A 19749-nucleotide genomic window follows, 5' to 3' on the forward strand; every position below is an offset into this window, starting at 1 on the left:
TGACGGGCCATCACCCACGCGGCCCCGCACCTGAGGCGCGGCGCCCCGGGCCATGGTCGGCTGGCGGGGTGGAGACGTCCAGGCATCTGCTCCCCGAACCCGCCCGGCGGCTCGGCGCGTGGTGCGTGATCGTGCTGCTCGTCGCCGGGGTCGTGGGCGTCGGCGTCTGGCTCTGCGTCGTGTTCAAGACCGCCGTCACGCCCGTGCTGCTCGCCCTGCTCGGCACCGCCCTGCTCGGGCCCGTGCACCGGTGGCTGATCCGGATGAAGCTCAAGCGGTCGCTCGCTGCCGCGATCACCTGCGTCGCGCTCGTCGCGGTGGTCGGCGGGGCCGGATACGTCGTCGTCAGCGCGCTCATCGACACCGGGGACCAGATCGTCGCCTCGCTCAAGCAGGCCGGGCAGTGGGTGGCCGATCACTTCGGGGTGGCCGGCGGGGACGGCGTCACCAACCTCGCCGACAACGCCAAGCGGCTGCTCTCCAAGTTCGGGGCGGGCGCGGCCAGCGGGCTGCTCGAAGGGCTCAGCCTGCTCGGCTCGCTGCTCGCCACCAGCGTGCTCGCGCTGCTGCTCACCTTCTTCTTCCTCAAGGACTCCGACCGGGCCGTCGACCTCGCCCACTCCCTCGCCCCGCGCGGCACCGGCGACACCGTCGAGGCCATGGCACGCCGCGCCTTCGAGGCGGTCGAGGGGTTCATGCGGGGGACCACCCTCATCGCCTTCATCGATGCCGTCTGCATCACCGTCGGGCTGGTCATTCTGCGCGTGCCCGGCGCTCTCGGGCTCGGCGCGCTCGTCTTCATCGGGGCGTACATCCCCTACCTGGGCGCCTTCGTCTCCGGGGCCGTCGCCGTGCTCGTGGCGCTCGCCGACCGCGGGTTCGGCATCGCGCTGTGGACGCTCGGGATCGTGCTCGCCGTGCAGCAGCTCGAAGGGCACATCCTCCAGCCCGTCATCCAGAGCCGCACCGTCCAGATGCACCCCGCGATGATCATGATCGCGCTGACCGCGGGCGCCAGCGTCGCGGGCCTCATCGGGATGCTGCTCGCCGTGCCGGTCGCGGCGGCCGCGTTCGCCGTGCTGGGGGAGCTGCGGAAGCGTTACTCCGAGGACGTGTCAGCAGGGTCGGAAGAGCCCGCCGCCCCGGGCTCGTAGAGCTCGAACCAGATCGACTTCCCGTCGCCCCTGGGGTCGACCCCCCACGCGTCCGCCAGCATCTCCATCAGGATCAGGCCGCGGCCGCTGGAGGCCATCTCGCCGGGGCGGCGCCGGTGCGGGAGTTCGTCGCTGGCGTCGGCCACCTCGACGCGCAGGCGGCGGGTGCCGAGCGGGCCGCGCGCCTCCGCCACGAGCAGCGCGTCGCCGTCGGTGTGGACCAGCACGTTGGTGATCATCTCGGAGATCATCAGGACCGCCGAGTCGATCTGCTCCTCGTCCGTCCAGTCGTGCAGGAGCTCGCGCAGCTGGCGGCGGGCGCCCGCGATGCGCTCGGGTTCGGCCTGGGCGATGGTCAGCGCGGTGCGGCGGACCGGGGCGGGCGGGACCGCACCGGCGCCGACGGTGACGTTGCGGCGGAGCAGCAGCAGCGCGATGTCGTCCTCGCGGCGGTCGACCAGCGGGCCCGTGGTGTGGTGCGAGGAGGGGCCGTGCACGGCCTGGACGAGTTCGTCGGCGAGCTGCTCCAGGCTGTCGCCGGTGTGCGTCTCCAGGACCGGGCGCAGCCGCGTCCAGCCGCTGGCCATGTCGTGGCCGCCGGTCTCGATCAGGCCGTCCGTACAGATCATGATCGTCTCGGCGGGGTCGAGCACGAGCCGGGTCGTCGGGTAGTCGGAGTCCGCCTCGATGCCGAGCGGGAGGCCGCCCGCGGTGGGGCGGATCAGGGCGGTGCCGTCGGCGGTGCGGATCACCGGGTCGGGGTGGCCGGCCCGGGCGACGTCGAGGGTGCCGGTGGCGGGGTCGACCTCGATGTACAGGCAGGTCGCGAAGCGCGGCGCGTAGTCCTCGTACCCGTCGCCGTACGGGTCGGGCACCCCGTGCGACTCGGTGATCCCGTACAGGAAGCGGGAGGCGCGGGAGAGGACCGCGTCGGGGCTGTGGCCCTCGCTCGCGTAGGCCCGCAGCGCGATCCGCAGCTGGCCCATGAGCCCGGCCGCCCGCACGTCGTGGCCCTGTACGTCGCCGATGACCAGCGCGAATCTGCCTCCGCCGGCGCCCGTGCGGGAGCCGGGCAGCGGGATCATGTCGTACCAGTCGCCGCCGACCTGGAGACCGCCGCCGGTCGGGACGTAGCGGGCCGCGATCGTCATGCCGGGGATCTCGGGGCCGAGCGTCGGCATCATCGAGCGCTGCAGCCCGAGCGAGAGCTCGCGTTCGCTCTCGGCCTCGCCCGCGCGGGCCAGGGCCTGCGCCAGCATGCGGGCCACCGTGGTGAGGACCGAGCGCTCGTCGGGGGTGAAGGCGACGGGGTGCTTGAACGCCGCCATCCAGGCGCCGATGGTGCGCCCGGCGACGATCAGCGGGACGAAGGCCCACGACTGGCGGTCGAAGCGCTGGGCCAGTGGCCAGGTGGCGGGGAAGCGGCGGCGGTACTCCTGCGGGGTCGGCAGGTAGATGGCCCGTCCGGTGCGTACGACGTCGGCGGCCGGATAGTCCATGTCGAGCGCCATGTCCGTGAACGGGCCGTCGTCCCCGGGGTTGTGCCCGTGGTGCCCGATGATCGTGAGGCGCTCGCCGGCCACCCCGAACACCGCGAGGCCGTCCGGCGAGAAGCCCGGCATGGAGAGCGAGGCGGCGACCCTGAGCACCTCGGAGGTGGAGCGGGCCTCGGCGAGCGCGCGGCCCGCGTCGAGGAGGAAGGCCTCGCGCGAGCGGCGCCAGTCGCCGGTGATGGAGGGGTGGGCGGCGGTGGTGCCGGGCTGTGGCTCGGCGACCTCCTGGATGGTGCCGATCAGGACGTAGTTCTCGCCGTTCATGATCGGCTTGGAGCGGCTGCGTACGGTGCGCAGGACCCGGCCGTTCTCGTCCATGATCCGCAGCCGGACCTCGGCGAGGGTGCCCTCGGCGACGGCGAGGTTCACGATGCCGTCGACCTCGTTCCAGTCCACCGGGTGGAAGCGGGAGCGTACGGCGGCCTCGCTCAGGGTGGCCTGCTGCGCGGGCAGACCGAGGAGCCGGGCGGCCTCTGCGTCGAGGGTGACCGTCCCGGCTGCGTTGTCCCAGCGCCACAGGCCAGTCGCGATCGCGGCCAGGACGTCCTCTGTGCGCATTGCCCCTATTTAAGAAGATCCGGGGACCGGCCGCCACCGAGAGTGGCCCCCAGGACCGGGCGGTAACCTGGACTGGTTGATTCCCGCCTGTCTCGCGAAGAATCTCGCGAAGATCGCGGCCACGGTTCGCGAAGAATTGGATGAATGATGCACCGGTACCGGTCCCACACCTGCGGTGAGCTCCGCGCCTCCGACGTCGGCAGCGACGTCCGGCTGAGCGGCTGGCTGCACAATCGCCGAGACCTGGGCGGCATTCTCTTCATCGACCTGCGGGACCACTACGGCATCACGCAGCTGGTCGCCCGGCCCGGCACGGCCGGCGCGGAGGCCCTGGACAAGCTGTCCAAGGAGACCGTCGTACGCGTCGACGGCAAGGTCGTCTCGCGCGGCGCCGAGAACGTGAACGGTGAGCTGGCGACCGGCGAGATCGAGATCGAGGTCGGCGAGGTCGAGGTGCTCGGCGCCGCCGCCCCGCTGCCCTTCACGATCAACGCCGACGACGGCGTGAACGAGGAGCGGCGCCTGGAGTACCGCTTCCTGGACCTGCGCCGCGAGCGCATGCACCGCAACATCATGCTGCGCAGCGCCGTGATCGCCTCGATCCGCTCGAAGATGGTCGCGCTCGGCTTCAACGAGATGGCAACGCCGATCCTGGCGGCCACCTCCCCCGAGGGCGCCCGTGACTTCGTGGTGCCGTCCCGTCTGAACCCGGGCAAGTTCTACGCGCTGCCGCAGGCCCCGCAGCAGTTCAAGCAGCTCCTGATGATCTCCGGCTTCGACCGGTACTTCCAGATCGCGCCCTGCTTCCGCGACGAGGACGCCCGCGCCGACCGCTCGCCGGGCGAGTTCTACCAGCTCGACGTCGAGATGAGCTTCGTCGAGCAGGAGGACGTCTTCCAGCCCATCGAGAAGCTCATGACCGAGCTCTTCGAGGAGTTCGGCGGCGGCCGCCACGTCACGTCCCCGTTCCCGCGGATCCCGTTCCGCGAGTCGATGCTGAAGTACGGCAACGACAAGCCCGACCTGCGCGCCAAGCTCGAACTCGCCGACATCACCGACGTGTTCGAGGGCTCGGAGTTCAAGGCGTTCGCCGGCAAGCACGTGCGCGCGCTGCCCGTTCCGGACGTGGCCGCCCAGTCGCGCAAGTTCTTCGACGGTCTCGGCGCGTACGCCGTATCGCTCGGCGCGCAGGGCCTGGCCTGGGTGCGCGTCGCCGAGGACGGTTCGCTGTCGGGCCCGATCGCCAAGTTCCTCACCGACGAGAACGTCAAGGTGCTCACCGAGCGCCTCGGCCTCGTCCCCGGGCACGCGGTGTTCTTCGGCGCGGGCGAGTTCGATGAGGTCTCCAAGATCATGTCGGGCGTACGCGTCGAGGCCGCCAAGCGCGCCGGGCACTTCGAGGAGGGCGTGTTCCGGTTCTGCTGGATCGTCGACTTCCCGATGTACGAGAAGGACGAGGAGACCGGCAAGATCGACTTCTCGCACAACCCGTTCTCGATGCCCCAGGGCGGCCTGGAGGCCCTGGAGACCCAGGACCCGCTGGACGTCCTGGGCTGGCAGTACGACATCGTGTGCAACGGCATCGAGCTGTCGTCGGGCGCGATCCGTAACCACGAGCCCGAGATCATGTTCAAGGCGTTCGAGATCGCGGGGTACGACCGGGAGACCGTGGAGCGCGAGTTCGGTGGCATGCTCAAGGCGTTCCGCCTCGGCGCGCCGCCGCACGGTGGCATCGCGCCGGGCGTCGACCGCATGGTGATGCTGCTCGCGGACGAGCCGAACATCCGGGAGACCATCGCGTTCCCGCTGAACGGCAACGCGCAGGACCTGATGATGGGCGCGCCGACGGAGCTGGACGAGTCCCGCCTGCGCGAGCTGAACATCGCCCTGCGCAAGCCGGTGGCCGACAAGTAGTCAGCCGCCGCATAAGGTCCCTTGACCTTTTCCAACCCCCTGGGCTTTGGCCTGGGGGGTTGGTTTGTTGCCCTGGGCCGCGCCGCTGGCTCAGAACTGCATTGCGTCTGCAACGCCCGTTCGATAGAAATTGACCTTGCCAGTGGGGCGTACGGGGCGCGGGTGACTACTCACTCGCGGGACGGTCTGCTGGAGATGGGGGAGCAGCAGTAGTGGGTCAGTACCACGGCAAGGAGCTGCGCTGGAACAAGGCGGTGGCTGAGGTGCGGGAGACCATCCGCCTGGTGCGCGGCAGGCTGGAGCTGAACGACGGGACCGCGCAGTCGACGTTGTCGAAGGCGAAGGCCGCTGTCGACGCCATCGGCTGAGGCGCGGCACAGCAGTAGTTGATTAACGGGGACGCGGGGAACGGGGTTTGGTGTGTCGGGGTGGGATGTCTCGCAGTCCGGGGTGGAGTCGGTGACTTCGCTGGTCGGGGTGGCGATGGACGACGTGGCCAAGAGCGTCACGTCGTACGGGACGAACGTGACCAGCGCCGCGGGTTCCGCCGGCACGATCAGCGGCGCCTACTGCGGGGCGAAACCGATCGGGCCGATCGGGGCGGCGCTGGAGCTGTTCGTGGAGAAGACCGCGGGCGATGTGCTGTTCCTCGGGGCACGCGCGGCCAAGTCCGTGAACGGCGCGCGCCAGGCCACCGCGTACTACGTCGTCGGGAACCTTGAGATGGCCGCGAACGCCGAGCACACGGCGCTGTCCGCGCCGGAGGTCAAGCTGCCCACGCCGGGCGGTTCGCAGGACGGGAAGAAGTAGCACGTGATCGAGCCGTCCGGCATACCCCAGTTCCTCGGCAACCTGGACCAGTTGGACAAGGACATCTCCGCGCTGCGCACGGATGCCACGGGCATCCGCAACGGCGGCAAGGATGTGCACTCCCGCTTCCAGGCCCTGGCCGGTGTCTACAAAGCGCCCGAGGCCGAGCAACTCCTGGGCACCACCCGGCCGGTGATGGACAAGGCCGAGACCTTCGCCCAGAACCTGGAGACGGTGGCCGACGCACTGGAGACGTTCTCCGTCGAGGCTCGTCCGCTCGCCGTGAAGCTCGCGCAGCTCAAGAGTGATGCCCTCACGTTCGTCGACAGCGTCGACGGTGAGCATGACTGGACGTACGACGAGGACAAGGTCAACCGGCACCAAGCGCTGATGGACGGCGTGAGCGCCGCGGAGAGTGCCTTCAGGGACGCTGAGAACCGGGCCGCGAGCAAGATCTCGGCGATCGTCGGCGGCCCGAAGTTCATGTACGACGACGGCAGCCACACCTCCAACGCCCAGACGGTGATGTACGGCTACTCCTCCGACAGCCTCAAGCATGCCGAGAAGCTGCCCTGGGGCACACCCGAATCCGAGTCCCACCACCTCTGGGAGATCGACTACTTCGCCAAGAACTACGTCTTGGACGGCTTCCTCGTCGGCGGCGTCGGAGACACGTTTGAGGGTCTGGGGCATCTGTTCGGCATTGGCGGCTCTGCCAGTGAAGCCTGGGGCGGCCTCAAGGACGTCGTCACCGGGATCGGCCTGTACACCGCATCCCCCTACGAATGGGTGATGGACCACACCATCGGCCCGGCCGCCCCGGACCCCGAAGAGGACCACGCCAAAGCGGCCACCCGTGAATTCTTCAAGGGGTTGGTCGCGTGGGACGACTGGAAGGACAACCCCAGTAAGGCCGCAGGCGTCGTCACCTTCAACTTCGGCACTGGCGTCCTCGGCGGGGTGCTGCGGGGAGCGGGCAAAGCGGGCGAGGCCGGCGAGGCCGCTTCCAAGGCGAGCCGAGCGGCCACGGCCGCAGCCAACCTCATCACCTACCTCGACCCCGTCGCGGCCGGCCTGAAAATAGGCGGCACGGCAGTCAGCAAGATGCCCAGCGTCGCCGAACTCGCCTCCCGCATCCGCATCGGCTCCAGCGCGGACCACATCCACAGCGTCTGGGAACTCAACGACGGTTCCAAAGTCGTCATCAAAGACGGCAAATTCATCCCGTACGGCAAAGACGGCAAGCCGATCACCCAACCGGCACCCTCGAACGCGAAAGCACACCAGCCGACTACGTCGGACGCACCGCCCGGTGTGCCCGAACGCCATCCCGTCGGGGTCGGGTCGCGAACACCTGAAGCCAGTGCGCACGCTGGGGAAAACCTGCCCCCGCAGGCCACTCACCATGCGCCGAGCGGCGGCTCGGGCAGCGGTGCGGGTTCGCATACGCCGTCAGGTGGTGGCGGTTCGCACACGCCTTCCGGTGGCGGCGATCACGGCACCGGCGGTCACGACCACACCCCGGGTACGGGTGCCGGCGGCCACTCGGAGAAGCACACGTCCGGCGGAGAGCCGCAGGAGCACAGGGGAACAGGAACGTCGGATACCCCGGGCGAGACGGGCACGACGCCAAGCGATCGTGCAAACGAGCCGCTTCCGGAGTTGACAGCGGAGGAAAAGGCGGCGCACTGGGGCCACCTCGATGAAGTTGAAAAGCGGGCTCCAGAAGAATTCGACCACCTTAAGCACGACCCGGATCATAAAGGTCAAGTCAATGACAAATCGATGGATGAGGCCCGGGTCGGCCTCGACCTTCGGGAGAATGGACGCATTCCGGCGGACATCCGCCGCCCGGAGACGGCCGATAGGGGTGAGTTCTACTCCGAGACCACTGGCGAGTACTATGACATCAAGGGTATCCACTCCGACTACCCGCCATTCAACAATGTGCGTGACAAGTCCCAGCCGTTCAAGGGCGCGTACGACCCGGCCAATAATGAGGCGTGGGTTAACAAGCAGCTGGCGAAGCAGATCGAAAAAAATGGACGCATAATCATTATTGACCTTCGGAACGCGAATCAAGCAGCAATCGACAGCGTCAAGGCCGCCGTTGAAAGCCGTGGTTGGGGAGATCGTGTCATCTGGTATCCGTAAGAACTGGAAGCCGACTGCGTTCCCGGCCGATCCGGAAGCCACGCGGCAACTTCAGGAATGGCTCGCCTCAGAGGAATACAACCTCAATGGCATGCAGCGCGACTTCCGGGGCGCCGACCTCTCGGGCGGGGACTTCTCGAATGCATGGTTCACCGATGCGGTTCTCGTGGGCGTGCGACTTGTCGGCGCGTCCTTCTACCGGGCCGACCTGCAGTCGGCGGACCTGACCGGGGCGGATCTGACCGGAGCGGATTTCGTCCGGGCGAACCTGGACGATGCCGTGCTCAGATCGGCGCGGCTCGACGGGGCGGACATGGTCCGGGCTTCGCTGTGCGATGTCGACGCATCGGGAGCGAGCTTCCGTGGAACGAGGTTCCTCGGCGCTTCGCTGATCGACACCGATATGAGGGGGGCGGACCTAAGCGATGCTGTCCTTGACGAGAACCTCTTCGAGATCAAAGTCGACGACTCTACGGTGGTGCGTGGCCTGACCGGCACCGTTTTCGGTCCGATCACTGTCTTCAGTGGCGAATCGTCCCGAGAGGTGGCCGACGCAGAACTTGAGGCGTGGATCGGCGCGCGAGGTGGGCGGGTGCAAGTAATTCCTCCGCGCCGCCCACCGCAGTAAGGCTGGCACGACCTATCGGCCGGAATCCGCGACTTCCACAGCGGGTGACCAGCTCCAACGGGCAACGAAGTGGGGAACGTCAGGAGCCGGTCCGTGCACAGCGACTCAGGTTGAGGTGGCGGAGGTCGGCTACGGCGGAGTCGGCTGGCGAGCGCTTGACCAGCGACCGGATTCCTGCCCGCGGGTCCAGCTCGGGAGCGTAGGCGGCAGCTGGAACGCCGTAAGCCACTGCGAGTTCAACCGCAGCAGTAGCGAGGAGGCCGCGTTACAGCGCACGACAACGGCAGTCGGCTCCTTGTACCGGTTGTGCTCCGGCGGGAGTGGCCCCCGGGCGTGCGCTCGCTACGGCAACGGGCGAGCTGTGGGGCTGTCGTTCATCTCGCACCGTCCGACACTGCCGCCGCCACTCATCCACCCTCCACTCCACGCATCCAGCCCCCTCGACGGAACAGAGCAGTCGTGACCAAGGACGTCATCGCCCTCACCCCGACCATGCCCGACCCGTCCACCGTGCTCGCCGGCCTGTACGCGGGCGGTCCCGATCTGCGCGTCAACACCCTCGCCGACGGGGCGGTCCTCCAGCTCTGTACCGCCGACGGAGCCCCCCTCGTCTCCGTCGAGACCCCGCACCTGGTTCATCACCCGCACGAGGCCCGCCGTCTGCTCGGCGACCAAGTATCGCTACCGGAAGGCCCGTTCTGGTGGACTGAGGCCCGTGCGACCACCGCCGTCCCCGAGGGCGAGCGCCTCGCCGCTTCCTTCGCCGGACGTTTGACCACCGTGCTGGGCGGCATCGTCTGGCCACCCCATGTCGCCCACACCGACGTCGTCCCCACCACCGGCCTCACCCCGCCCACGACACTCGGCGACCTCCCGCCGGCCGTGGACATCCAGACCGATCACGCCTCCGTCATCCTCCAGGACCGCCCGGTCATTGCCCTGACCACCTGGCTCTCGGATGCCCTGAGCGCCGCGGCAGCCGGCGGACGGGCCCTGCAACTCGTCACCGCTCCATCCTGCCGCCTCACCCAGCCCACCCGCGCCGCACTCGCGGCTCACCCCAACCGCTGGATCATCCAGCACCCCGAACACGGCTACTACGACGGAGTCTCCGGCATCCAACTCCGGTGGCACAACGGCGCCTTCGTGCCCGCACCCGACGAAAGCGGCAACGCCCGCATCGCCGAGCCCTTCAAGTCCGACCAGGACGCCGCAGCCGCCCCCGGCGAACAGCAACTGCTGCTCTCCATACGCACCATCCAACCCGCTACCGAAGGCCTGCTCCTGGGCGGCGCCATCGAGGCCGCCTGGCAACACCTGACCGGGACCCGTCCCGCCGGCTGGGGCACCGCCGAGCCTGTCAACCTCCCCTGGTCCAGACGGCAGTTGACCGACCTCGCCCGCACCCGCGCCCAAAAGTCCGCACCCACCTGGCTCGTCGCCATCGGTGACGCGGAACACCCAGCCATTGCCACCACGCGAGTCCTGCACACCCCCGCAGGCATCGAGGAACACATCGCCGTTGCCTTCGGCTATGCCCCCGGCAGCACCCCGCCCCTGGCCGCACTCCCCGAACTGGCCCGCCTGCTCACCACTCGGCACAATCTGGCCACCATGCTGACCACACTGCGCACCGGCCGCCGTGACCTGACCGTCCCCTCACACTTCGAGGCCCTGCCCGTGCCGGTGTCCTTCACGCTCGGCCCCGACGCCGTACGTCAGACCGGCCTCGCCCACGCTGAAGCACCCTCCCCGCACTTGGTGCCGGCCCGGCTCGGCCCCGCCACCGCCCCCGCACTCCACTACACCCTCGGCGACGGCGCCCAACCGGAAGCCTGGACCAAACTGCAGCAACTCACCCAACGCCTGAAATAGATACGTCAAGGGCTCGGCCCTACGGCCGCCGCCCACGTCTCCTCAGCAGAATCCGACGCCATCGGGACCTGCCCATCCTCAAGCCCACGCCCGCGGCAAAACCAGCGCCCTGAAGGCAACCCGCGTTGTGCTCCTGGACCGGACGGCCGTATGAAGCGAGCGGCCCCGCCCGTCTACCGTAGGGAACAGCAGACGGACAGGGCTGGTCCTGGGACTCAGCGGTTCAGGTCCCGGTACTCCTCCAGCATTCGCAGAGGAGGGGTGGAGGTCCCTCGGGCAGTGCCCGGGCAATGCCGCTCCGCGCGCATGGTCCAGGCCTCCCAGCACGACAGGCAGCGCATCACGCCGGAGTGCTCCGGGTCTGGTTCTGCGCCACCGCCACAGCGCGGGCACTGGATCACGGGCAAGCTCCTACGCCGAGAGGTCGAACTCTCCCAGCTTGGCACCCGTGAGGAAGTCGGACCACTCAACCGCTGTGAACGCGACGGACCGACCGGTCACGGAGTTCCGAACGGCCACCGTGCCCGGCACGTTCGTGGCCACCCCGGCGTACAGGTGCGCCGGGGCGGGGGGCTCGGTTACGCCCAGGGGAAGGCGATGACGGGTGTCGAAAGCACCCGCGCACTCCGCAACTCCGCCTCGGTACAGGGCCGTACTTGGTCCGGCGGCACACTCCATTCCATGCCGCCACCGGGTGGGCGGAGGAATAGAGATCCCTCGTACTCGGCCACGATCTCGCCGACGGCATCCGTGCCTTTGTCCACCGCGAATCGTCCGCTGCCCATGTGGCCTCGCCGTCCCCTCGTACGTTGTACGGCGATCATTCCGCCGAGCAGCGACGTTCCCCAGGGACGTAACGTCCTAGTCTCAGCACGCTAATTGGCGACACCCAGAAACTCGGCGAGCTTACGCAGGCCCGGAGGCCGTGCCGACGACTCCCACAGATCGCTGACGATGGCCACTGCGAGCGTGTGGTGCCGCATCCATGCCGGAGCCACCCGACGCAGCGATTCGAGTGCTCGAACGGCACCTGCCGCGTCACCAACATCCGTGTGAGCACGGGCCACGTCCAGCAGGAGCCAAGTGCGCCATGACGGTGGAATGTCCTTACTGAGACGCATCCCTTTGGCCAAGTCCATGGCGTCATCAGGGCGTTCGTGCTGAACGGCGAGACGTACTCGCTCAATGCGGACCGATGAACGGCTGAAGACGGAAACCAGTTTGCTGTCCACTGGGGGTGGGAGCGTCGCGACGCGATCCGCAGCCCTCTCCGCCGTCTTCATCATCGTGTCGGCGGTGTCGTAGTCATCGTTCCTCGCGTAACTGGTCGCTGCCGACATCAGTAGGCCGCCCCAGACTCGAACCCCTTCGGAGGTGTGGACGTGGTCCCTCTCCACTCCGTCCGCCGCATGTACGGCGAGATGCTGTGCGTCATCCAGCCGGTTCTGCCGTTGGTAGGCCCACGCGACGGAGTTGGACACCATGGCGGGCAACAGCGGGTCTGTGGACTGTCCGGCGGCTTCCATGGCCCGTTCCAGAGCTGACAGCGCAAGGTCTGACTTGCCCAAACGGATGGCCAGATGTCCACCGAGCTGCAAGGCCTTGCCCAACGCGGCCTGTCCACCCGCCCTTTGCTCCGGGGTGCCCACAGCAGCGGCCAGACGGGCGTCCGCGATGATCCCCGGGAGCACGTCCATGAGCCGACCGAACTCGGCATCGTGGTACAGCGTCCACCCCTGGGTCAGCTCTGCTCGCAGGAGCGGCAGGGACAGCCGATCGGCTCCACTCGGCTCCAATGGCGGAGCGAAGAGTGGAGGCATGATCGCGCGACGTACAGCGACCAGGGCCGGAGGGTCCGCTTCACCGGTGGAGGGCACACCGGGCGGGCCCCCCAACAGGCTGGTGAGTTCGACCCCGAGCCCCTTGGACAGCGCGTGGAGCGTGGGCAGCCGGGCGCTGTGCTTGCGCTTCTGCTCCAGCTTGCGCACGACGTCCACGGACACGCCGGACCGATCCGCCAACCCCTCCTGAGTCAGATCGGCGAGGCGACGCAGACGAGTCAACCGGTCGCCCAGGGGCTCAGAGGCCATGCCCCCACGCTACGCCGGTGGTTCGGCCGGAATCACGGAAAGCCCCCGCACCCGCCGCCCCCGAGGGGTGCGAGGAGCTGGGGGCTCCTCCGCACCCCTGTGTGCCTCAGTTCTTCGAGCGGGCGAAGAACTCCACCTCCGCTATTGCCACTTGCTTGTCCTTGGCTGCGCCGAAGGCCGAGCGCAGGATGATGCGGACCGATACCGCGTCCCGTACTCGGACGTCCACGCGCTGCACGCCGCCGTCGTTGAGGGATCGGTGCGACGTGTGCTGCTTGCCGCTGGAGTCGGTCACCACCAGGTCGAATTCCTGCGGGCGGGCCTGTTCCGACTGCTGGCCCTGGCGCTTCGAGGTGCCCGGGGTGATCAGCAACGCCAGCAGGTCGGTCGGCTGGCCGAACGTCGCTTCCAGGTACGTGCCCGCCGCGTCCTCCGCGTAGCCCGTGCCCCACCACGTGTTGGAGTAGCTGTCGCCCGCCAGGCCCGCCTTGTGCTGTGGGTCCTCGTGCGAGGCCGACCACGCCGTCGGGTGCACCGCCACTCGCTTCGCGAAGTGGTCCTGGACCGCCCTTGCCGCCGGCGGGCCACCTATCACCCCTCCAACGACGACCGCTACGACTGCCGCTGCCACCAGCGCCCTTGCTATCCAGCGCTTCCTGTCCCTGTGCAGCGGGGGGCGCTGGCCCGCGTACGGGCCCGTCGCGTTGTCCTCGCGGCGCGGGGTCAGCGGGGTCGCGCAGCTTCGGCAGAAGTTGCGGTGCTGGTGGTTCGGGGTGCCGCAGGCGGGGCACGGCGTGCCGTTTTCCGGGGCGGGGGTGTGGGTTGCCGTCCTCACCCGGGGGCGGGCTGCCTCCGGGCGGCCGGGGAGGACTGATCCCGGGGCCTCGGGGGGCTGGGTTGCGCTTGGTTCCTGTACCGGTACGAGGAGGGCTCTGGCGGCGTCTGCCGCTGAGGTTGCCCGTACCTCGGGGAGGGGGGTGGTGTCTCCCGGGGTGTTCGCGTTGTCCGCCACGGCGGGGATGGGGGTGGTTACGGCTTCCGGGGCCGTGGCCGGGGCGGGGTTCGCGTCCGGTGCGGTGGGGTCGGGCGCGGTGTCCGGGGTTCCGGCGGCGGGGGGTTCCTCCTGCGCGGATGCGCCGGCAGCGGGGGCGTCAGCTGAGGGTGCTGAGCTCGGTGCGGCATCCCCCGACGGCTTCGACGCACCCCGGGGCGCATCCCCCGACGGGGTTGAAGCGGGCGGGGTCGCGTCCCCCGAAGGGGTCTGGTCCGCTGACGGGGTTGGTGGGGGCGTCGGGGCGGTCCAGCGGAGGAAGGCTCCGCAGGAGTCGCAGAACGATTGGCCCGTGGCGCGGGCCGGGGTGCCGCAGTCGGGGCAGGGGACCATGGCCGGGGTGGACATGAAAGGTCAATTCCCTTCGTGGGTAAGGGTTTTCGCGGATACCTCGGCCGTGAAAGGGAGGTGGGCGGGGCGGGCCGCCGCCACCACCGCCTGGAGGCGGTGAGGGTCGACGGAGGATGGGTCGGAGACTCGGAGAGTGACCCGGAGGGAGGACCTCGGGGCGCCCGGGAACGGGCCCAGCGGGCGGGCCGACCAGGTCGCCCCGCCGCTCTCGGTGATCTCGGGGCGTACCCCGAAGGCCAGTTGGACCGCCCGCGACAGGCCCTGGGCCGTGCCCCGGACCCGGTGCAGGGACACCGCTGTCGCCACGGCATGGCGCCGGATCTCCAGCGGCTCCGTGCCGTCGAGCTCCGTGCCGACCCAGCCCGTCAGCCAGTCCACGAAGTCCTCGGGGGCCAGCGCCGGGTCGAAGTACGCCTCCAGGCAGTCCAGGACGTTGAACAGCGGGGCCAGGACCACGTCCAGGCCCTCGACGAAACGCTGGGCGAAGTCGTCGTCCGCGTACACCGCGGGCAGCTCGCCGCCCAGCGGGTGCGACGAGCCGAGCCCCTCCACCGATCCCCGCGCGCTCATCGCGCCTCGATCACGCGCACGCGGTGGTCGAAGGGGAAGAGGAGCGCCGAGGGGGAGAGTTCGATGCGGTCCGTCGCGTCGCCCCGGCGGCCGGTCAGGGGGTCCGCCGGGTGGAGCAGCACCTCGTCCACCAGCTCCACGCCCGGCACGCGCTGCAGCGCCGCGAAGATCTCGCCCGCCCGCAGCGGGCGGCCGAACGGCCAGCCCGTGCCGTGGGCGCCGCCGGTCAGCGGGTCCAGGTAGGAGTACAGGGCGTTCAACGCCTCGTCGCGTACGTGGTCCGCCTTGGCCGCGCGGAACGCGTGCAGGGTGGCCACTACGGTCACGCCCTGGTAGAACGGCGGGCCCACCGCGAGGCGGGTGCCCAGCGGGCGGCGGTCGTCGAGGAAGGTCGTCACGCGGCCCAACAGCTCGTCGCCGGGGACCAGTTGCTCGAAGCGCAGGCGTCCGCCGCGGTCGGGTACGGCCTGCGGCACGACCAGGACGCGCACCGCGTTGTCGCCCGACTCGGCCGCGTCCGCCGCCAGGCACGCGATGCGGGCGGTCTCGGGGGCGGCCCGGCGGGCCAGCTCCTCGTAGTCGCGGGCGGTCACCGCGCGCTCCTGGGCGCGCAGCGCGATCGGCGCCCGCGTCTTGGCCTCCTCGACGGTCTCGCCGTCGACGCCGCCGCGCGCCGCCTCCCGGTTCTCCACGCGGGAGATGTACGGAATGGAGCTGCGCAGGACCTGGATGGAACCCCGGGCGACGTTGCCGGAGCGGCCGCCGCCGGTGCCGTAACGGGAGGCGCGGATGGCCGCGCCCTTGATCGGGACGGCGCCGAACTGCCGTACCGTGCCGTCCGGTTGGCGTACCGAGGGGCCGAAGGCGATCTCGCCCGTCGCCGCGTCCAGGGTGAAGTGGCGGTCGAAGGGGCCGGACGAGGCGAAGTCGCCCACCAGCTCCCACTCCTCCCAGCCCTCGCCCGCCGAGATCTCCAGGTGCACGCCGCCGACGACCGGCGCGTTCGCCAGCATCAGCCGCTGGCCCGGGACGCCCTCGGAGTCGCCGAGGGACTCGTCCCGTACGGCCTCGGCGTGCGCGACCCGGGTGGTGCCGCCGATGGTGAACGCGGAGGCGCTGCGCACGGTCGGCGAGACGCTGTAGAACGGCTGGCCCGGGGCGGCCTCGACGACGCGGCAGCGCAGCCAGCCCGCGTCCAGGCGGCCCATCCGGGACACCGCGTGCGCGGCCGGCATGTGCAGGACGACCTCGCCGGGGCGGTTGAGGCCACCCGTGCTGTCCTCGGCGACCTCGCACTCGGTCCAGCCGTCGGCCGTCCACGCCTCCCACACCAGGGGCGGCTGGCGCGGGTCGACGCCGACACCGTCGACGCGGCTCTCCATGCGCACCGCGGCCGTGCAGTTCGGCAGGGCCGCCGACAGGCCGAAGAGCAGCACGTCGCCGGGGAGCGGGCTCGGGCTGAACACCGAGACGTCGGTGCCGCCGAGCACGTCCTGCGAGCAGTCCTCGGGCGCGGAGCCGGTGGGCTGGCGCAGTACGTAACTGAGGCTGCAGGGCACGATCGTCAGGTCGTCCTCGGTCGCGAAGACCACCGCCTCTTCGGTCTCGGTGCGGCCGGTGGCGACCTCGGTGCCCCGGGGCAGCAGGACCGGCTCCGACTGCGGCGCGGACAGCCAGAACGTCACCGCCGCTCTGGCCGCCGACGGCGGGAACAGGGTCACGCCGAGCAGGTCGAGGAAGGCGAGCTGGTTCTTCTCGGGGACCCGGTTGAGCCGGTACACCAGCTGGTCGGCCATGTGCGCGACGGCTTCGATGAGGGTGACACCCGGGTCGGAGACGTTGTGGTCGCTCCACTCGGGGCAGCGCTGCTGGATGTAGCGCTTGGCGTCGTCGACGAACTGCTGGAAGCGGCGGTCGTCGAGATGGGGTGCGGGCAGGGCCATCAGTGTCGTTCGCTTTCGCCGGCCGTCGGGCCTGGCTGGTCGCCGCCCTCGGAGGGAATCACATAGAAGGGGAAGACGAGGCTGCGCGGGTTGTTGGTGCCGCGCACCGAGTACCGCACGTCGATGTGCAGCACGGTCGGCTCGTCGGGCGCCGGGGTCACCGTGACCTCCTCGACCTCGATCCTGGGCTCCCAGCGGTCGAGCGAGGTGCGCACCTCGTAGCGGATGCGCCCGGCGGTGGCGTCGTTGACGGGCGCGAACACCAGGTCGTGCACCGCGCAGCCGAACTCGGGGCGCATGGGTCGTTCGCCCGGCGCGGTGGCGAGCACCAGGCGCATGGACTCCTCGATCTCGCGGTCGCGCCGGGCCAGGGCGATGCCGCCGCCCGGATCGGTGCGCATCGGGAACGCCCAGCCGGCCCCGACGAAGTGTTCGCTCATCTCAACTCTCCTAGACGATCGGCATGCCGTTGGACAGCGGGGCCGGAGACGTCAGCTCGATGGCGGCCGCTCCGCTGATGGCGACGGTGGCCGCGGTGATGCTGGCGTTGGCGATCGCCGTGATGGCCGCCTCGCCGGCCGCGTTCAGCGACACCGCGCCTCCCGCGACGACGGACGCCTCGCCGCCGGCCTTCACGTCGAAGGCGAGGCCCGCCTTGACGTTGACGGCCATGCCCGCGTCGATCTCGATGCCGGCGCCCGCCTTCATGCTCAGCAGGCCGCCCGCCTTCAGGGACAGGTTGCCGCCCGCCTCGATGTCGACGCTGCGCGTCCCCTTGATCTCGACGCTGCCGTCGCTGTTGATGGTGAGGGAGGTGCGGGCCTCGTTCAGCTGGATGTGCAGCCTGCCCTTGCCGGTGCGCAGCCGGATGCCGCTGGACAGCCGGGCCGCCCCGCCCTCTTCGAGCAGTTCGACGGTGTGGCCGCTGCGGGCGGTCAGGGAACGCCAGTTGATCTGCCCGCTGGTGGGGTCGACGACGGGGATGTTGTCGGGCTCGCGGGTGTGCTTGTCGATGCCGTTGTAGAGCCCGGCGATGACGTACGGGTGCTCCAGGGAGCCCCGGTCGAAGGCGCAGAGCACCTCGTCGTTGACGTCGGGAAGGAGCAGCCCGCCGCCGCCCTTGCCGCCGAACTGGGCGACCCGGCACCAGTCGCTCTCGTACGTCTCGGACAGCCACGGGAAGCGCAGCCGGACCCGGCCGAGCCGCAGCGGGTCCTTGGTGTTGGTGACCAGGGCGACCGCGACGCCCGGCATCGGGGGCGCCTGGTCGGTGCCGCCCGCGGCGAGCCCGTACAGCGAACGGAACTGGCGGCCCGAGACGTTCAGCCACGTCGTGTACTGCTCGCCGGACGCGAAGACATGACGGACGCCGGTGGCCGTGTACTTGCCCTCGAAGGGGAAGCCCGCGCCCTTCACGGCGATGGGGGTGCCGGGCTTGAGGTCGGGGTTGCCGGTGACGGCGACCTCAAGCTCGGCGAACGCGCCGGTGACGTCGTCGGCCAGTGCCTTCGCGGCGTGGGTGACCTCGGACAGCGTGGTGTACGGGATCTGGGTGGCGGTCAGCTCGGCCGCGCCGAAGGGCGTGGTCACCGTGGCCGGGGTGATGTCGGCGACGATGTCCTTGCTGGTGACGGCCGGTGCGGGCGCGGCGAGCTGGCGCTTGGTGCGCATGTCCCAGCCGCGCACGTTGACCTTCTTGACCTGCCCGGCCGACGTCATCGCGATCCGGCTGTGCAGGGTGTTCGTGCCGAAGTCGAGGACGTACGGGCTCTGGGCCGCCGGGGTCGTGTCGGACGGTGCGCCGGAGGCGGGCTTCAGCTCGGAGAAGTTGAGCTTGCCCATGTTGTCGAAGGACAGCCGGACGTCGTTCTCGGCGGCCAGGCGGGACAGGAAGTCCCAGTCGGTGATGTTGGGCTGGGTCGCCAGGTCGTACACCGTGGGCGTCGAGTCGACCTTGCCGAGCGCGAGGCCGTTGAGCCCGGCGATGCGGCGCACGATGTCGGACGCGGTCATGCTCGGGTAGCCGGCGACGCGGCGGTTGCGCAGCAGCCGGTGGCCGGGGTCGTAGCCGCGCACGACGAGCTGGCGGCCGGTGCCGGGCTCGGCGTCGACCTCCAGGGCGGTGACCTCGCCGGTCAGCATCGGGTCGCCGCGTCGGCTGTCGGTGAACGGGCTGAGCACCACCTTCGCGCCGATCTTCAGCATCGGGTACTTGGTGGTGACGACGCCGTCCTTGTCGCTGAAGGTCAGCTGGAAGGCGGAGGGCACGTTGACGGAGGCGTCGACCCAGCCCTCGATGAGGCGCACGGCCAGCGGGTCGGGAAGCACCGCACCGTTGATCTGGACGTGCAGGACGGTGGTGAAGGTCTTCTCGCTCACGCGGCACCCTCCGAGGAAGCGGGCAGGAGCAGCTCGGTGCCGGGGCGCAGCCGCATCGGGTCGTCGATCTCGTTGGCCTCGGCGATGACCCGCCAGCGCGTGGCGTCGCCGTACTCGCGCCAGGCGAGCGAGGCCAGGGTGTCCCCGGCGACCGTGCGGTGCACCCGGCGGGCCTCCAGGGCGCCCGAGGTCGGGTTCTGGCCCTTGGTGTTGGTCGCGACCTCGGTCAGCGAGAGGTTGCAAGTGGCGCGCAGCGGCATGCCGTTGGGGCTGAACAGGGTGTAGTTGGCGTTCACGCTCGTGACGTAAGCGGTGAACTCGACGGTCGAGAAGGAGCCCCAGCTGAACTTCACGAACGGCGGCGAGGGCGCCTTGGAGGCCACACTCTGCGGGGTGACCTCGCAGCACGAGAGCAGCAGGTCGACCTGCTTCTGCACGGTGTTGGAGCTGGGTGTGCCCGACGCGTCGAGGAACACCTCCAGCTGGAGGGCCGCCGGCTGCGCGCCGGTGAACTTGGCGGGCGCGCCCCGGGTGTAGGCGATCGCCGGCATGACGACCCAGCTGGAGGACCGGCCGAGCTGCACCTGCGACGGGTTGAACTGGAACTTGACCTCGCCCATGAGCCCGCCCACCGCACCACCGAGGTCGGTGGGCGGCTGGTGGATGGCGAGGGTGGCGCGGGACAGACCCGCGGCCTTTCCTCCGGTCGGAGCGGCCAT

General features: G+C 70.1%; 15 protein-coding genes. 7 read left to right on the top strand and 8 right to left on the bottom strand.

Annotated elements, in window-relative coordinates:
- The first annotated feature begins 68 nt into the window (after window positions 1-68).
- Complete coding sequence (locus OHA17_RS20595; RefSeq protein WP_406507802.1) at window positions 69-1154, top strand: AI-2E family transporter; 1086 nt, start codon at window positions 69-71, stop codon at window positions 1152-1154.
- Here the strand turns inward: OHA17_RS20595 and OHA17_RS20600 are convergent.
- Window positions 1100-3265, bottom strand: coding sequence for a SpoIIE family protein phosphatase (locus tag OHA17_RS20600; RefSeq protein ID WP_406507803.1), 2166 nt, complete (start codon window positions 3263-3265; stop codon window positions 1100-1102). The two genes, OHA17_RS20595 and OHA17_RS20600, sit on opposite strands and share 55 nt — an antisense overlap.
- Window positions 3266-3412: 147 nt before the next feature.
- Between OHA17_RS20600 and aspS the strand changes: the two genes are divergently transcribed.
- The 6 genes from aspS (at window position 3413) to OHA17_RS20630 (ending at window position 10646) form a co-directional block, all read left to right on the top strand.
- On the top strand, window positions 3413-5179 hold the full coding sequence (aspS, locus tag OHA17_RS20605) for an aspartate--tRNA ligase (protein WP_406510771.1): 1767 nt from the start codon (window positions 3413-3415) through the stop codon (window positions 5177-5179).
- Between the two features lie 212 nt (window positions 5180-5391).
- Window positions 5392-5547 (top strand): hypothetical protein, encoded by a 156-nt coding sequence (locus tag OHA17_RS20610; protein ID WP_406507804.1) that lies wholly within the window; start codon window positions 5392-5394, stop codon window positions 5545-5547.
- A gap of 52 nt (window positions 5548-5599) precedes the next feature.
- Window positions 5600-5989: a DUF6507 family protein gene (locus tag OHA17_RS20615; protein ID WP_406507805.1), complete on the top strand. Its 390-nt coding sequence runs from the start codon at window positions 5600-5602 to the stop codon at window positions 5987-5989.
- A gap of 3 nt (window positions 5990-5992) precedes the next feature.
- Window positions 5993-8143, top strand: a complete 2151-nt coding sequence (locus OHA17_RS20620) for a hypothetical protein (protein WP_406507806.1) — start codon at window positions 5993-5995, stop codon at window positions 8141-8143.
- Window positions 8124-8771 carry a pentapeptide repeat-containing protein gene (locus OHA17_RS20625; RefSeq protein WP_406507807.1) on the top strand — a complete coding sequence of 216 codons (648 nt, stop codon included), beginning with the start codon at window positions 8124-8126 and terminating at the stop codon, window positions 8769-8771. The genes OHA17_RS20620 and OHA17_RS20625 overlap by 20 nt, the downstream gene beginning before the upstream one ends.
- A 459-nt stretch (window positions 8772-9230) precedes the next feature.
- Window positions 9231-10646 (top strand): DUF6177 family protein, encoded by a 1416-nt coding sequence (locus OHA17_RS20630; RefSeq protein ID WP_406507808.1) that lies wholly within the window; start codon window positions 9231-9233, stop codon window positions 10644-10646.
- Between the two features lie 875 nt (window positions 10647-11521).
- On the opposite strand, the gene OHA17_RS20635 is transcribed toward OHA17_RS20630, so the two are convergent.
- The 7 genes from OHA17_RS20635 to OHA17_RS20665 form a co-directional block, all read right to left on the bottom strand.
- Window positions 11522-12736, bottom strand: a complete 1215-nt coding sequence (locus OHA17_RS20635) for a helix-turn-helix domain-containing protein (RefSeq protein WP_406507809.1) — start codon at window positions 12734-12736, stop codon at window positions 11522-11524.
- Between the two features lie 106 nt (window positions 12737-12842).
- Entirely contained in the window at window positions 12843-13571 is a 729-nt protein-coding gene (locus OHA17_RS20640; RefSeq protein ID WP_406507810.1) for an NADase-type glycan-binding domain-containing protein, read from the bottom strand.
- Window positions 13572-14141: 570 nt separating this feature from the next.
- Window positions 14142-14708: a phage tail protein gene (locus OHA17_RS20645; protein ID WP_406507811.1), complete on the bottom strand. Its 567-nt coding sequence runs from the start codon at window positions 14706-14708 to the stop codon at window positions 14142-14144.
- Window positions 14705-16651: a putative baseplate assembly protein gene (locus tag OHA17_RS20650; RefSeq protein ID WP_406507812.1), complete on the bottom strand. Its 1947-nt coding sequence runs from the start codon at window positions 16649-16651 to the stop codon at window positions 14705-14707. Before OHA17_RS20650 ends, OHA17_RS20645 begins: the two co-directional genes overlap by 4 nt.
- Window positions 16651-17091 (bottom strand): GPW/gp25 family protein, encoded by a 441-nt coding sequence (locus OHA17_RS20655; protein WP_053724991.1) that lies wholly within the window; start codon window positions 17089-17091, stop codon window positions 16651-16653. The genes OHA17_RS20650 and OHA17_RS20655 overlap by 1 nt, the downstream gene beginning before the upstream one ends.
- Window positions 17092-17101: 10 nt before the next feature.
- Window positions 17102-19030, bottom strand: a complete 1929-nt coding sequence (locus tag OHA17_RS20660) for a VgrG-related protein (RefSeq protein WP_406507813.1) — start codon at window positions 19028-19030, stop codon at window positions 17102-17104.
- Window positions 19027-19749, bottom strand: coding sequence for a LysM peptidoglycan-binding domain-containing protein (locus OHA17_RS20665; RefSeq protein ID WP_398874552.1), 723 nt, complete (start codon window positions 19747-19749; stop codon window positions 19027-19029). The genes OHA17_RS20660 and OHA17_RS20665 overlap by 4 nt, the downstream gene beginning before the upstream one ends.

It is taken from the genome of Streptomyces sp. NBC_00212, from assembly GCF_045206365.1.
Classification (GTDB): Bacteria; Actinomycetota; Actinomycetes; order Streptomycetales; family Streptomycetaceae; genus Streptomyces.